At 63.7% G+C, this 14606-nt stretch carries 17 protein-coding genes; 8 read left to right on the top strand and 9 right to left on the bottom strand.

From position 1 onward, the window contains the following. Position 1: 1 nt before the first annotated feature. Positions 2-2038 carry an NAD-dependent DNA ligase LigA gene (ligA, locus tag H9L15_RS04070; protein WP_187715252.1) on the top strand — a complete coding sequence of 679 codons (2037 nt, stop codon included), beginning with the start codon at positions 2-4 and terminating at the stop codon, positions 2036-2038. Positions 2039-2169: 131 nt separating this feature from the next. Further along, on the top strand, positions 2170-3132 hold the full coding sequence (locus tag H9L15_RS04065) for a sensor histidine kinase (RefSeq protein WP_187715251.1): 963 nt from the start codon (positions 2170-2172) through the stop codon (positions 3130-3132). A 53-nt stretch (positions 3133-3185) separates the two neighbouring features. Here H9L15_RS04065 and H9L15_RS04060 read toward each other — a convergent pair whose 3' ends face one another. From H9L15_RS04060 to H9L15_RS18580, 9 genes are all read right to left on the bottom strand, one after another. Further along, positions 3186-3587 (bottom strand): response regulator, encoded by a 402-nt coding sequence (locus H9L15_RS04060; protein WP_187715250.1) that lies wholly within the window; start codon positions 3585-3587, stop codon positions 3186-3188. 73 nt (positions 3588-3660) lie between these two features. Then, positions 3661-5277, bottom strand: coding sequence for a S10 family peptidase (locus H9L15_RS04055; RefSeq protein ID WP_187715249.1), 1617 nt, complete (start codon positions 5275-5277; stop codon positions 3661-3663). A gap of 70 nt (positions 5278-5347) precedes the next feature. Next, positions 5348-5554 (bottom strand): 50S ribosomal protein L11 methyltransferase, encoded by a 207-nt coding sequence (locus tag H9L15_RS18585; RefSeq protein WP_187715248.1) that lies wholly within the window; start codon positions 5552-5554, stop codon positions 5348-5350. Beyond that, positions 5548-6210 carry a 50S ribosomal protein L11 methyltransferase gene (locus H9L15_RS04045; RefSeq protein WP_187715247.1) on the bottom strand — a complete coding sequence of 221 codons (663 nt, stop codon included), beginning with the start codon at positions 6208-6210 and terminating at the stop codon, positions 5548-5550. The genes H9L15_RS18585 and H9L15_RS04045 overlap by 7 nt, the downstream gene beginning before the upstream one ends. A gap of 19 nt (positions 6211-6229) precedes the next feature. Continuing rightward, positions 6230-6481 carry an MBL fold metallo-hydrolase gene (locus H9L15_RS16970; protein ID WP_223276491.1) on the bottom strand — a complete coding sequence of 84 codons (252 nt, stop codon included), beginning with the start codon at positions 6479-6481 and terminating at the stop codon, positions 6230-6232. Then, the gene (locus H9L15_RS04040) at positions 6478-7083 is read right to left on the bottom strand and encodes an MBL fold metallo-hydrolase (protein WP_223276490.1); all 606 of its coding nucleotides are present in this window, start codon (positions 7081-7083) and stop codon (positions 6478-6480) included. The genes H9L15_RS16970 and H9L15_RS04040 overlap by 4 nt, the downstream gene beginning before the upstream one ends. Beyond that, positions 7073-7774: an SDR family NAD(P)-dependent oxidoreductase gene (locus H9L15_RS04035; protein WP_187715246.1), complete on the bottom strand. Its 702-nt coding sequence runs from the start codon at positions 7772-7774 to the stop codon at positions 7073-7075. Before H9L15_RS04035 ends, H9L15_RS04040 begins: the two co-directional genes overlap by 11 nt. 54 nt (positions 7775-7828) lie before the next feature. Beyond that, positions 7829-8992 (bottom strand): methyl-accepting chemotaxis protein, encoded by a 1164-nt coding sequence (locus H9L15_RS04030; protein WP_223276489.1) that lies wholly within the window; start codon positions 8990-8992, stop codon positions 7829-7831. Next, on the bottom strand, positions 8989-9117 hold the full coding sequence (locus tag H9L15_RS18580) for a hypothetical protein (protein WP_262984909.1): 129 nt from the start codon (positions 9115-9117) through the stop codon (positions 8989-8991). Before H9L15_RS18580 ends, H9L15_RS04030 begins: the two co-directional genes overlap by 4 nt. Positions 9118-9287: 170 nt before the next feature. Between H9L15_RS18580 and sdhC the strand changes: the two genes are divergently transcribed. From sdhC to H9L15_RS04000, 6 genes are all read left to right on the top strand, one after another. Beyond that, positions 9288-9683 (top strand): succinate dehydrogenase, cytochrome b556 subunit, encoded by a 396-nt coding sequence (gene sdhC / locus H9L15_RS04025; protein WP_187715245.1) that lies wholly within the window; start codon positions 9288-9290, stop codon positions 9681-9683. Then, complete coding sequence (gene sdhD / locus H9L15_RS04020) at positions 9680-10075, top strand: succinate dehydrogenase, hydrophobic membrane anchor protein (RefSeq protein ID WP_187715244.1); 396 nt, start codon at positions 9680-9682, stop codon at positions 10073-10075. The genes sdhC and sdhD overlap by 4 nt, the downstream gene beginning before the upstream one ends. Continuing rightward, positions 10072-11871: a succinate dehydrogenase flavoprotein subunit gene (gene sdhA, locus H9L15_RS04015; protein ID WP_187715243.1), complete on the top strand. Its 1800-nt coding sequence runs from the start codon at positions 10072-10074 to the stop codon at positions 11869-11871. The genes sdhD and sdhA overlap by 4 nt, the downstream gene beginning before the upstream one ends. Beyond that, positions 11868-12143, top strand: coding sequence for a hypothetical protein (locus H9L15_RS04010; protein WP_187715242.1), 276 nt, complete (start codon positions 11868-11870; stop codon positions 12141-12143). The genes sdhA and H9L15_RS04010 overlap by 4 nt, the downstream gene beginning before the upstream one ends. Positions 12144-12249: 106 nt before the next feature. Continuing rightward, the gene (gene creD / locus H9L15_RS04005; RefSeq protein ID WP_187715241.1) at positions 12250-13647 is read left to right on the top strand and encodes a cell envelope integrity protein CreD; all 1398 of its coding nucleotides are present in this window, start codon (positions 12250-12252) and stop codon (positions 13645-13647) included. Positions 13648-13688: 41 nt separating this feature from the next. Beyond that, positions 13689-14585 (top strand): LOG family protein, encoded by an 897-nt coding sequence (locus H9L15_RS04000; protein ID WP_187715240.1) that lies wholly within the window; start codon positions 13689-13691, stop codon positions 14583-14585. Positions 14586-14606: the final 21 nt, after the last annotated feature.

The following is a 14606-nucleotide window of genomic DNA, read 5'->3' as shown; positions in this document are numbered from 1 at the left end:
CATGGCGGATTCGATCGGCGAGGCGGAGGCCGCCAATCGGCTGATGCGGCTGGCGAGGCTCATCGCGCATCATGACAAGCTTTATCACGACCAGGATGCGCCGGAGATCAGCGACGCTGACTATGATGCGCTGGTTCGCGAGAACAGGGAACTCGAAGAGCGATTTCCGCAGCTGGTGAGGCCGGATTCGCCGTCGAAGCGGCTCGGTGCTGCTCCGACGACCGCGCTCGCCAAGGTCGCTCATGCGCGGCCGATGCTGAGCCTGGAGAACGCGTTCTCGGAGGACGAAGTCAACGATTTCGCCGCCCGGATCCGACGCTTCCTGAACCTTCCGGCCGAGGCCTTCGTGGCGATGACCGCCGAGCCGAAGATCGATGGGCTGAGCTGCTCGGTTCGCTACGAAAGGGGCGATCTGGTCCTCGCGGCCACGCGCGGCGACGGAGCGGTCGGCGAGGACGTCACGCCGAACGTCCGAACGATCGCCGACATTCCGCAGCACATCGCGAACGCTCCGGACGTGCTCGAAGTCCGTGGCGAAGTGTACATGTCGAAGGCGGACTTCGAGGCGCTGAACGCGCGGCAGGAAGCTTCCGGCGGCAAGATCTTCGCGAACCCACGCAATGCCGCTGCAGGCTCGCTCCGCCAGAAGGACGCGAGCATCACGGCGGCCCGCCCGTTGCGCTTCCTCGCGCATGGCTGGGGCGAGGTTTCGGAACCGCTGGCAGACACGCAGTTCGAGGCGATGAAGCGGATCGAGAGCTTCGGCATTCCCGTCAGCGACCTGCTCGTCCGCTGTGACGATACGGCCGCCATGCTCGCGCACTACCGCGCGATCGAGAAGGCGCGCGCCGACCTTCCGTTCGACATCGATGGTGTCGTCTACAAGGTCGACCGCCTAGACCTGCAGGAGCGGCTCGGCTTCGTGGCCAGGGCGCCGCGCTGGGGGCTGGCGCACAAGTTTCCGGCGGAGAAGGCCGAGACCACCCTTGAAGCGATCGACATCCAGGTCGGGCGGACTGGCAAGCTGACACCCGTTGGCCGCCTGACTCCGGTTGGCGTCGGAGGCGTGATCGTCGCCAACGTCACCCTGCACAATCGCGACGAAATCCAGCGGCTCGGCCTCCGCATTGGCGACCGCGTTCGCATCCAGCGGGCCGGCGACGTCATCCCGCAGGTCGTCGAGAATCTTACGCGCGATGAGGTTCGCGAACCCTACGTTTTTCCGGACCACTGTCCCGAATGCCAGAGCGAGGCCGTCGCCGAGGAAGGCGAAGTCGACGTCCGCTGCACCGGCGGCCTGATCTGCCCGGCGCAGCGTTTCGAGCGGCTGCGGCACTTCGTTTCGCGCGGTGCGCTCGATATCGAAGGCCTCGGCGAGAAGTCGATCGCGGAGTTCATCGAACTCGGTTGGCTACATTCGCCCGCAGACATCTTCCGCCTGCGCAACCATCGCGGCGCCTTGATCGGCCTTGAGGGCTGGAAGGAGAAGTCGGTCGACAACCTGCTGGGCTCTATCGAAGCCAAGCGGGAACCGGACGGGCCGCGTTTCCTGTTCGGGCTCGGCATCCGTCAAATCGGCATCGTCACGGCCAGGGACCTGCTCAAGTGCTTCGGCACGGTCGAGGAGCTTCGCAGGGTGGCAGCGCACCCGGATGCGCAGGCCGAGTTCGCGGCTGTCGAAGGCGTCGGTCCAGTCGTGGCGGAGGCCCTCGTCGATTTCTTTCACGAAGAGCATAATCGGGAAGCGCTCGACGATTTGCTGTCGGAGGTCTCTCCGAAGCCCTTCGTGAGCGATGCCAGGCAGACTGAGTGGACGGGCAAGACGATCGTTTTCACCGGGAGCCTGGAAACCATGAGCCGCGATGAAGCGAAGGCACAGGCGGAACGCCTTGGTGCCCGCGCCGCCGGCTCCGTCAGCGCGAAGACCGACCTCGTTGTCGCGGGCCCCGGTGCGGGGTCGAAGCTCAAGAAGGCCGAAGAACTCGGCATCCGCGTGATCAACGAAGCGGAATGGGCGCAGATCGTCGCCGACGCCTGACGCGACAGACTGACTGGGAAATAGGAGCGGGCAACCCAAATCCGCTGTAGGAGTTCTCTACGGCTGATAAATGTTATTTGATCCGACGGGACAGCGGGCATGCCGCACGCTGACGGACGGGAAGGAAATGTGTGAGTTTATCGATCTCCGACCCGCCGTCGCTTGTCGCTGGCCAGATATCCTTCCAGCAGCTGGCGGATGCGATGCCGCAAATGGTGTGGTCGACGCTGCCGGACGGCTCGCACGATTATTACAACGCGCAATGGTACTCGTTCACTGGCGTTCCTGAAGGCTCAACCGATGGCGAGGGCTGGAACGGCATGTTCCATCCTGACGATCAGGCACGAGCCTGGGCGCGCTGGAGGCACAGCCTTGAGACTGGCGACCCGTATGAGATCGAATACCGGCTGCGTCACCATAGCGGCGAGTTTCGCTGGACCCTGGGTCGCGCACTGCCGGTTCGCGACGATGAGGGGCGGATCGTCCGCTGGGTCGGGACCTGCACCGAAATCGACGATCAGAAGCGCATCGCTGAACACAATCAGATCCTGAGCCGCGAGCTCAGCCACCGGATCAAGAACATCTTCGCGGTCGTGAACGGCCTGATCGGGCTATCCGCGAGGCAGTTTCCGGGAATGAAGGATTTTGCGCGCCAGATGCAGTCGCGCGTCGCGGCACTTGGGCGGGCGCACGACTACGTCCGGCCCCACAGCGAAGAAAGCGCGCGTCACGATGGCCCGACGACGCTGAAAGAACTGCTGTTCGACCTCCTCAGCCCCTATCCGGCGCTGGACGAGGGCCGGCTTACCATTGAAGGTGACGACGTCCAGGTCGATGACCGGGGTGCGACTCCGATCGGCCTGGTGTTTCACGAGCTTGCGACCAACGCGACGAAATATGGCGGTCTTTCGACACCTGAGGGGCGCGTTCGGGTCGTTTCGTCTCTGCGGGACGGGCGTGTGCACCTGAGTTGGAGCGAAGAGGGCGGGCCGCTAATTCACCGAGTCCCGCAATTGCATGGCTTTGGGACCCGGCTGACCGAAATCAGCATCGTTCGGCAGTTGGGGGCACACTCGAGCGACGCTGGCCGGTAGAAGGACTTTGCGTGGAGATCGAACTTCCGGAAGCGGCGCTGAGCCGGATCCGATCAGTTGAAGCAGCGTAACGCCTTCGGCGCTTCCGCCGGCTCTCCCTGACGCTTCCGAAGGGCAAAAGTAACGGCTGATACCAGGCTCGGCTCGTCAGTGGGTTTCGTCAGCACACCAATCGTGCCCGCGACGCCGTCGCCGAGCAACAGCGGATTGGCGGTGATAAACAGGACGCCGGAATTGTGCTCACTGGCGAGACGCTTGCCGATCTGCGGACCGGTCAGCCCGTCGCGGAGGTTCAAGTCGACAAGGGCCAGGTCGATGGTGCCGTCGGCGAAGGTCATGGCGCTTTCGAGGTCGACCGCGATCCCGGCGACCTGATAGCCATGGTCTTCGAGAATGCTTTGCATCTCGAGCGCCACGAGCATCTCGTCTTCCACAATGAGGATCGACGCAGTCATAGCCTGAGAAACTCGGATTCTGAGGCGCGGTTCCGAAGATTTTCGCCCGAATCGATCGAATTATTGGCCGATTTCAGCGCGTATTGCTCGTTCTCCGGATGAAGTCCGCGACATTGTCGTGGATCGCCTTCAACGACGGCGGGTGCGCGTAAACCATGTGGCCGGACTCGTAATAATGATACTCGACATTGCTCAGGATGTTCGCGGGCACCGGCAAATGGCGCATTTCGAACTTGCCGGCGAAGTAGGGCGTCGAGACGTCGTAATAGCCGCCGTTGACCATGACCTTGAGGTCGGGGTCCTGCTTCATCGCGACGGCAAGGTCCGGAAGGACATTCGGTAGCGCAATCAACGGCTTGGACGCGCCGGGCGGCTGGTGTTTGTAGTCCCAGTCGCCGTAGATATCGATGCCGGACTTGAACTCGACGCCCTCACCGTAGTGGAGGGTCTGCCGCACGTAGGTATTGAACGCCCCGACGTAGGCCGCGCTGATTGCGCTGCTCTGCGGATCGTAGCTCGCGACCTTGCTGAGCGGGTCCAGCGTTGCGCCAAGGAAGCGCGTGTCGAGCGTTCCGGTCGTCTGCTCCTGGTTGGCGAGCAGCTCTTTCTGGAACGCGCCGTACTGGATGCGGAGGTTGGTCTTCAGCAGGTACGGCACCGAGAGGCCGGTATAAGCCGACAGCTTCTCCGCGATCCGCTGCCGCTCATCAGGCTGGAGGTCATTCCCCTTGATCAGTGCGAGGGCATATTCTCCGGTGGCAAAGCCCTCGACCTCGGCAAGAAAGGCCTGGAGGTCGACCGGGCGGTTGGCGACGCGGTTGTGGTACCAAGCCGTCGCTGCGTAGGTCGGCAGCGATACGATATAGGGATAGTCGACGCCCGGATTGATCTGTGGATCGTCCGGCAGGAAATCCCAGTTCAGGATGTCGGACAGCAGGATCAGGCCGTTGAGATCGACGTCCTTGTTCTGCAGGGCGAGGGCGAGGCCCGCACCACGCATCGTTCCGTAGCTTTCGCCGAAGACGTACTTGGGCGAGTTCCAGCGACCGTATTTCGAGAGGAATTGGGTGATGAACTGCGCGAACGCGTCAATGTCCTGGTCGACGCCGTAGAACGCCTTTTCCTTGTCCTTCCCGGCAATGCGGCTGAAGCCGACGCCGGGCGCATCGATGAAAACGAGGTCGGACGCGTCGAGCAGGCTCTGGTCGTTGTTGACGACGGAATATGGCGCAGGCGGCGTGTGAACGGCGTCCGCGGTCTGTACGCGAACCGGTCCAAACGCACCCATGTGCAGCCAGACGGTCGACGAGCCGGGACCGCCGTTGAACAGGAACGTGATCGGTCGGTCGGAAGCGGGAATGCCGTTCTTGAAGTAAGCGGTGTAGAACATCGACGCTTCGGCCTTGGGCTTGTCGTCATCATCGCCGCCGGCCTTCGCCTTGTTCTCGATCGCGTCCGTGTCTTCCCAGCCTTTTGAATGGACGACCAGAGTTCCCGCGACCGCCTGATATCCGATGCGGCGCCCGCCAACGGTGACCGATCCTGTCGACGCGACTTCGGTCAGCTTGAACAGAGGTTCCTTCTCGGCTTCCGCGGCGGGCTTTTGCGCTCCAGCCTTGGGCGGTTCCGGCGGTTGCGCAGATGCGGGAGCGGCCTGGGCCGCGAGAAGAGCAGCAAGAATCGGGATCATGCGTGGAGACCTGCAGAAGACAGTGCGGCTGGATTGCAGCGGCACCGGGCGCAGGCAAGACAAAAGCTGCTTACGGCGCCTTCAGTTCGACCACCGGCCATTCGCCATGGCCGGGATCGATCAGTTGAAGGCCCTGTGCCTGATAAGCGGCTGCCACCGCGTCGGCCTGCGTATCGAGCAGGCCGGCGAGAATCACCGTTCCTCCGGACGCAAGCGACTTTGCGAACGTGGGAGCAAGCTCAATGAGAGGCCCGGCGAGGATATTGGCGATCAGCAAGTCGAACGGGCCCGCGCGGCGAGCATGGGCGAGTCCATTCCATCCGCCACCGCCAGCAAAAGTTCGCCCGGGTTGTGTCCGGTCTTCACTCCATTGATGGCCGCATTTTCGCGCGAAACGTCGATAGCCACGGGGTCGATGTCGGTCGCGATGCAACGCGCCTCTGGCCAGAGCGCTAGCGCTGCGAATGCAAGCAGGCCGGTGCCCGTGCCGATGTCGGCGATGTTCGCGAAAGCGGCGCCTGAGACGGCCAGCCGGTCGAGCGCGTCCAGGCAGCCGGCGGTGGTCGCATGCTGGCCTGTGCCGAACGCGAGGCCCGCGTCGATCTCGAAGTTGACCGTGTCCGCCGGTCGGTCGACGTAATGCATAGGCGTGTGGACGAAGAAGCGGCCCGCGCGGATTGGCTGCAGGCCCTGCTGGCTCTTGGTGATCCAGTCCGTGCTGTCCTCGAGATGTTCGATCTCGGGTTCGCCGCTTCCCAGGCCTCGCAGTTCGATCAGCTCTTCGGAAGTGGGTTCTGCCTCGAAGTAAGCGTGGATTACCCAGTCGTCCGGCTTGGTTTCGTCGGGTTCGTCGGCGACGACGACCGGGGTGCTTCGCTGGCGATGAAGAGATCTTCCGCGCTGCCGATCGCTTCGCCCTGCGCGCGCGTGCACGCGATGGTGACCCGGTAGCTTATTTCGCCTGTTCCTTCGTCAGGCGCGCGTCGAGTGCCGCGCGGCCGCGCTGCGCGTACTGCTTGCAAGCACTACCGTCGATCAGCGGGGCCTTGCCGGCGAGCCGGTCGTATAGATTGCTGGCGGCGGGGTGCGGGGTGACGAGCAGGCTGCACTGCATCCGTTCGATCTTGCGCAAGCTTTCACGGAAGGTCGTGACGTAACGCTTGTGGTCGGAAAAGCGGTAGCTGTCCGACGAGACGGCGCTCACGCTGTCGGCGTAGACGAAAGTGACGCAGCGGCCGCTTTCGCAGGAGCGCCAAGACCAGCTCGTGCTGCCGGCGCGTGGCCGGGAGTGGCGTGGGCGGTGATTGCAAGCGGCCCCTGGCGGACGACGAAGCCGTCGGCGAGCATGATGCCCACCTTCGCCGGCTGGTACGGCTTGTGAAGTCCAAGCTGCGGGTCGTCGTCATCGACCTTGCCGGTTTCGAGCGCGAGATAGGCCGACGGCATCGACATCACCGTTGCGCCGGTCAGCCGCTGGAGCTCCGCCAGGCCGCCGACATGGTCATAATGCTCATGGCTCGCGCCTATGATTTTCACGTCGGAGAGCTGGAAGCCAAGCCGCTGGATATTGGCGGCGATCCCGGGCGCGGCTTCTTCCGTCGCTCCGTCGAGCAAGATGTGGCCGCGCGGTCCGGTGATCAGCAGCGAAACGATGCCGCAGGTGCCTACGTCGTAAACGTTGGCGAAGATCCTGATCGGCGGCGCCGGGTCGCTCCAACCGTCCTTTCCGGCGCAGGCGGCCTCATGTTCGGCGATCGTCGCCGGTGTTGCGGCTGCAAGCGCGGCTGCGGCAATGCTAGCGAACATAGCTCGCGCCGTTCACATCGATGGTCGAGCCGGTCGAGGAGGCGGGGGCTTCGGTTGCGAGCCAGCGGATGACCTCCGCGACCTCATCCGTATTCGCCACGCGGCCGAGTGGGATATCGGCAACGACCGCAGCGCCGCCACGACCCTTCAAATACTCCTCGGTCATTTCCGAAACGGTGAAGCCAGGGGCGACCGCGAAGGCGTAGATGCCGTCAGCCGCGTAGGCGCGTGCGATGGTCTTGGTCATGCCGATCAGGGCGGACTTTGATGCGGCGTAGTGCCAATGATCCGGGCTGTCCCCGCGCCAGCCTGCGCGGCTCGCGACGTTGACGATGCGGCCGCCGCCCATTTCTTGAAAATGCTTTACCGCGAGACGGCTCAGGTCGGCGGGTGCCTGCAAGTTTATCGTCAACGTGGCGTACCAAGCGGTCCGCCAGTCTCGATCTCGAGTGCTCAGGGGATTCGCTTCGTAGATGCCGGCGTTATTGACCAGCACGTCAATTCGCCCGTCGAGGCGTTCCAGAGCAGCCTCCCAAATCTCGCGTGGGACTGCGGGGTCCATCAGGTCGCCGGCAATCAGGTCTGCGTTACCCTTGGTCGAATGGCCGACTACGTTGTGGCCCCGCGACTTCAGGAGATCGTAAGCCGCCGCGCCGATTCCGCGACTTGCCCCGGTGATCAGGATGTTCATGCGGCGCTCGTTAGCGCCGCACCGTTGTTTCGTCACGCCCGCGAAAGCGGGAGATTACGCCGCGACGCGGGTAACGAACTCTTTCGTCTTCGAGGTGAAGTCGGAAATCTGCTCGGCGAAGCGGCCGAAGCCCTGTTCGACCTGATCGATGTCCTTGGCGACATTCTCGGTGTCGGTGCGGATCGCAGCGATCGTCGAACTCATCGAGTCCGCGGCCAGCGCGGTCTCGTCGACGGCGGCGGTGATCATCGTCACGGTCTGCGCCTGAAGCTCCATGGCCTGGCGGATGCGGTCGGCCGAGGTCTGAACCTCTTCGACCGTGCCCTGGATCGAGCCGTTGGCTTCCACCGTCTGCTTGGTCGCCTGCTGGATGGCCGTGATCTTGGCAGTGATGTCGTCGGTGGCGCGAGCCGTCTGCGAGGCGAGGCTCTTCACTTCCTGTGCGACGACAGCGAAACCGCGGCCGGCATCGCCGGCCCGGGCCGCCTCGATGGTGGCATTGAGGGCGAGAAGGTTGGTCTGGCCCGCAATGTCGCGGATCAGGCCGAGGATGGATTCGATCGCTTCGACGTGTCCCGAAAGAGCTTGGCTGACCTTCACGGCCTCGCTGGCCTGGTCTCCGGCGCGGATGGCGACATCGGCGGCGACTTCGACTTCTGAGCGAGCGTCCTCGATGGCGCGAATGAGGCCAGCAGCGGTTTGCGCAGCTTCGCGCATCGCGACGGCCGACTGTTCCGCGGCAGCGGCAACTTCGCTTGTCTTGCCGAGCATTCCGCGCGCCGACGAGGCCGTCGAGCGAGTGCGCTCGGTCAGCGACTTGGACTGGTCGCTGCTTGCGCGGAACAACTCGCCGACGCGACGTTCGAACTCTTCGTTCTGCTTGCCGCGGGCATCGGCCGCTTCGCAGGCTTCGAGAACGGTGATTTGGGCAAGGATGATATCCTCGGCATAGGCAAGCGCGCGGCTGAACGCATCGATCGCGGTCAGCCGGTCTTCGGTCTTGCCTTCGAAGCGAGTCTCGAATTCGGCAATCACATCGCGCGACATGTCAGCGTGGGACGCGACGAACTCCGGCACGCTCTTCTTCTTCACGAACAGCTGGACGCCTTGCTCGGCGACGGCGCGAACCCAGGCGGAATCGACCTTCATGGTGAAATAGGCGCGGTTCAATTTGACGGCTTCTTCGCCGAAATGGCGGCGTGAGCATTCCTCGATCACGTCACCGGCCTGGCCCAGAGCCAGCGCAGCGAATCCTGGAATTTGCCGCCGTCGCTGTAGGCCTTCAGCCGCGAGTTGACCTGCTCGTCGCTAAGGCGCGGCAGATTACCAATGTCGACGCTCATGCCTTCTAGTCCCCGCCTTCACACGCAATGTCCGGGGCTGAAATGCTCCGCTAATGGTTAAGGGCGAGTTAGGGCCTGCCGAATCTTGCCCTTCGAGCACCCCGAGCCTAATCGGGCATCGACTTTCAAGGGGCCGGCGCGGCCTGCAGACGAACAGGAGAGTAGCCCTCATGGCTGAACAACGGGCGCGACCGCTCTCGCCGCACCTCGGCATCTGGCGCTGGGGACCGGGCATGGCGGCATCGATCTTCCACAGGATTTCGGGCGGTGCGTTGACCGTAGCCGGGCTCGCGGTCCTGACCTGGTGGCTGCTGGCTCTGGCGAAGGGTGCGGATGCTTACGGCGACTTCGCCGCGATCGCGCAGACCTGGGTTGGCGTGGTCGTCCTGATCGGCCTGACCTGGGCGTTCTTCCAGCACCTTTTCTCGGGCATTCGTCACCTGGTGATGGACACCGGCCAGAACTTCGACCTGAAGCCGAACAAGGCGTCGGCCGTCTCCACTTTCGTCGGTTCGGTCGTGGTGACCGCGGCTATCTGGTTCTATCTTCTGGGAGTTGCGAAATGAGCCTGGGTGACAGCTCGACCGAGCTCGGCAAGGTCCGCGGCCTTGGCTCCGCCCGCGAAGGCGGCGAGCACTGGATTTCGGAGCGGGTGAGCAGTCTGGCGCTGCTCCTGCTCGGCGTCTGGCTGATTGCCTCGCTGCTGTTCTTGCCGGGTCTGGACTACGGCACCCTTCGCGAATGGTTGCGCTCGCCGCTTGGGGCGGTTCCGATGGCCCTGTTCGTGATCACGTCCTTCTACCACGGGCTGGACGGCCTGAAGGTCGTCGTCGACGATTACGTGCACGAGCCGGGCAGCAATTTCGCGCTGAACACGCTGCTTCTGTTCGTCGCCGTCTTCGGCGCCGCCTTTGCGCTGTTCGCGCTGGCCAAGATCGCATTCGGAGCCGCAGCTTGAGCGCTTACCAGATCATCGATCATACCTACGACGTCGTTGTTGTCGGCGCTGGCGGTGCCGGCCTTCGCACCACCATGGGCGCGGCGAACGCCGGCCTGAAGACCGCATGCATCACCAAGGTCTTTCCAACCCGAAGCCATACCGTCGCGGCGCAAGGAGGCATTGCCGCCTCGCTTGGCAACATGGGGCCGGATCACTGGACCTGGCACATGTACGACACCGTCAAGGGCGCCGACTGGCTCGGCGACCAGGACGCAATCGAATATATGGTCCGCGAAGCTCCTGCGGCGGTCATCGAACTCGAACATGCGGGGATGCCGTTCAGCCGGCGGGCGGACGGAAAGATCTACCAGCGCGCCTTCGGCGGAATGACGCAGAACATGGGGGAGGGCCCGGCCGCGCAGCGCACCTGCGCCGCAGCCGACCGTACCGGCCATGCGATGCTCCACACGCTCTACCAGCAGAGCCTGAAGTACGACGCCGACTTCTTCATCGAATATTTTGCACTCGACCTCATCATGGAAGGTGGCGAGTGCCGCGGAGTCGTCGCTCTTTGCATGGACGACGGTTCGATCCATCGCTTCCGTGCACAATCCGTGGTGCTCGCCACCGGTGGCTACGGCCGCGTCTATTTCACGGCGACCAGCGCGCACACCTGCACCGGCGACGGCAATGCGATGGTCCTTCGCGCCGGCCTTCCGCTGCAGGATTTGGAGTTCGTGCAGTTCCACCCGACCGGCATTTACGGTGCGGGCGTGCTCATCACCGAGGGGGCGCGCGGCGAGGGCGGGTACCTCACCAATTCCGACGGCGAGCGTTTCATGGAGCGCTACGCTCCGCACGCGAAGGACCTCGCCAGCCGTGACGTCGTCTCACGCTCGATGGCGATGGAAATGCGCGAGGGTCGGGGCGTCGGCGAGCACAAGGATCATATTTTCCTTCACCTCGACCACCTCGATCCGGCCATTCTGGCGGAGCGCCTTCCGGGGATCACCGAGACGGCGATGACCTTCGCCGGTGTCGACTTGCGGCGGCAGCCCATCCCGGTCGCGCCCACCGTGCATTACAACATGGGCGGCATCCCGACGAACTTCCACGGGGAGGTTGTGACGCTGAAGGATGGCAATCCGGACGCGGTCGTGCCCGGGTTGTTCGCAGTCGGCGAAGCGGCTTGCGTGTCGGTTCATGGTGCCAATCGCTTGGGCTCGAACAGCCTGATCGACCTTGTGGTGTTCGGCCGCGCGGCCGGCCTGCGCCTGGGCGAAATCCTCAAGAAGAACGCCGCGCAGCCGGAACTCCCGAAGGACTCCGCCGACCTGGCGCTCGCTCGCCTCGACCACTTTCGCAACGCGAAAGGCGACCGCCCGACCGCTGAGATCCGTCTCGATATGCAGCGCACCATGCAGGCCGACTGTGCCGTGTTCCGCACCGAGCGCACGCTCGCGGAAGGCGAGACCAAGATAGACGCCGTCTACAAGACGATGGAGGACGTCCGCGTCAGCGACCGCAGCCTCATCTGGAACAGCGATCTGGTCGAGACGCTAGAGCTCGACAATCTCATCGCGCAGGCCGTCGTCACCATGCATTGCGCCGCGAACCGCAAGGAAAGCCGCGGCGCGCACATGCACGAGGACTTCCCCGACCGGAATGACAAGGACTGGATGAAGCACACCATCGCCTGGTTCGACGGCTGGGGCGGCAAGGGCGGATCGGTTAAGATCGACTATCGCCCGGTCCACGACTTCACGCTCACCGAGGACGTCCAGTACTTCAAACCCAAGGCGCGTGTGTATTGAACGAGACCGCGTTGTGGCTGCTGTATCTCGTCAGCGCGCTGGTTGCCTTTCTGATGGTGCAGAAGTTCGGATGGCGCATCGTGCCCTCGATGCTCGCGGGCACCGCAGCCACGGTCGTTGGATGGGGACTACTCTATCTCACCAGTAGCGAAGAGCTGCGCCCGCCATTCTGGCGCGTCGACCTGTCCTTGAATGCCAGCTTCGCACTGATCTTCGCCGCGGCCGGGGCAGCGATCGCCTTCGCAATGAAGAGCAAGTCGTCCGAGGACTGACGAACCCACGCTTTTCAGGAAATCATCACAAGCCGCTCAGGCTGCTCAGCACCCGTTCGACCTACGATCCCCGCTCGCACTGACATGCAAGAAAGGGGATTTCATCGTGTACAGGTCCGACGGCGAGCGTACGCCGGGAGCCAAGCTGCTGCTGGCGATATTGGTCGCGGCAGCGCTCTCCATTCCGCTCTTTTCGATCTACCTTCTAAACTACGACAGGCAGACCCAGTCGGAGACCGCCACCAAGGCGATTACCGAAGGCTGGGGCGGGCCGCAGGCCTTTTCCGGCCCGCTCCTGGTCATCCCGTACAAGTCAACGACGACCGAGACCGTGGTGGAGAACGGCAAGAGCGTGACGCGAACGCACGAAGGTGTTCGAGAGCTCACGCTTTCGCCGGAGGTTTCGGAACTCACGACCTCGCTCGCACCGGAGCACCGGAAGAAGTCCATCTACGAGACGGTGGTCTACGACGCGAAGATCGAAGGCGCCGCGCGTTTCGGTTTGCCTCGCGACCTTTCACGGCAGGGAGTCGATCCGGCTGCGCTGGATCTCGCGCGCGCGGAACTCCGTTTTGGAATCAGCGATCCGCGAGGGATCGGTGCCAATCCCAAGGTCAGCGTGAACCGCGTCCCGTTGCAATTGCAACCCGGTGGCGGAAGCAGCGGGGGGTCCGGCTTCTTCGCCCCATTCAACGCCGGCCAGCTGATCGTCGGACCGATCGGGGTCCGATACAAGTTCGGGCTGCGTGGCAATTCTTCACTGACCTTTGCACCGAAGGCGGGGCAGACGGTTTGGAATGTGCGCTCTCCCTGGCCTCACCCGAGCTTCGGCAGCGACTATTTGCCGGTCAGCCGCAATGTTCGTTCGAACGGCTTCGATGCCGTGTACGAAATCGGCAATCTCGCTCTGGGCGAGTCCCTCGTCTCAACCGCCGAGGGTTCGAGCCATGTCGTCGACCGGCTGAACCACGACCAGGCGATGCAGGATCGCGGCGTCGACAATTCGCAGAGCGCTCCGAAAGTCGCGTCGATCAGCCTCGTCCAGCCGATCGATCTTTATTCGCAGGTCGATCGCGCGACGAAGTATGGCTTCCTGTTCATCGGTTTCACTTTCCTCGCGCTTCTAATGTTCGACATCATCGGCGGCGTTCGGGTGTCGGCGGTCGAATACCTGCTGATGGGTGCCGCGCTGGTGCTGTTCTTCGTCCTGCTGCTCGCGTTCGCGGAGGTCATCGGGTTCAGCCTGGCCTACGTCGTGGCATCGGCAGCGATCGCTGGCCTCAATACGGCCTATTCCGCGGCCGTCCTGAAGAGTTGGGGACGGGCCAGCTTCATCGGCGGCTTGCTCGTCGGACTCTACGCCGTGCTCTACGTCCTTCTCAGCCTCGAAGCCTTCGCGCTGCTGATCGGCTCGCTGCTGCTGTTCGCGGCCCTTGCGGGTGTGATGTACGGGACACGCAAAATCGATTGGAGCACACCGCGAAAGTCGGAAGCGGCCGCGTGACCCTTGGGCTTGGGGGCTGGCTCGGCTAAGCCCCCAAACTCATGAACGATCCCATACCGCCGAAGCGCATTTTCCCCGAAGCCCACGTCGACGCGAAAGCCGCGCGACATGTGCCGTCCAGCCCTCAGACCGAGAGCGCCGCCTACAAGCTGGCGTTTCAGGACACCGACTTCCTTCTCCGCGAGGATTTGCGGCCCGTCCGCTTCCAGCTCGAACTGCTGAAGCCCGAGCTTCTGCTCGACGAAGCCAGGATCGCATCGACGTTCGTCGTTTACGGGTCGGCGCGAATCCCGGAGCCGTCGATGGCCGAGGCTTTGGTCGCCGGTGCGTCCGACGACCGCCAGCGGGCGATCGCGGAGCGGCTCAAGGCCAAGGCCGTCTATTACGATGTTGCGCTGGAACTCGGCCGGCTGGCGGGAGCATGCGGCTGCGACGAGGACGGATGGCGGCATTTCGTCGTCTGCTCGGGCGGCGGGCCTTCGATCATGGAGGCGGCGAACCGCGGGGCCTGCGAGGTCGGGGCGGAGACCATTGGCCTCAACATCGTGCTTCCGCACGAGCAGCTGCCGAACCGCTACGTCACCCCCGATCTCAGCTTCCAGTTCCACTATTTCGCGCTGAGGAAGATGCACTTCCTTCTGCGAGCGCGAGCGGTCGCGGTCTTTCCCGGCGGCTTTGGGACGTTCGACGAGTTCTTTGAGCTGCTGACGCTCATCCAGACCGGCAAGGTCAGGCCGCTGCCGGTGATCCTGTTCGGCCGCGAGTTCTGGAATCGCGTCGTCGATTTCGAGGCGCTCGTCGAGGAAGGCGTTATCGCGCCGCACGACCTCGATATTTTTCACTGGTGCGAAAGCGCCGAAGAGGCGTGGGAATTCGTGCAGCGCTTCTACGAGGATCATCCCGCTCCGCCGCGGGAGCGGAACGGCACCGCGGAATAAGGCTTAGTGGGCCGGGGCGGC

Source organism: Sphingomonas daechungensis (assembly GCF_014489495.1).
In the GTDB taxonomy this organism is placed as follows: domain Bacteria; phylum Pseudomonadota; class Alphaproteobacteria; order Sphingomonadales; family Sphingomonadaceae; genus Sphingomicrobium; species Sphingomicrobium daechungense.
The sequence above is the reverse complement of the archived record's forward strand: the minus strand, read 5'-3'. Positions and strand labels throughout refer to the sequence as shown.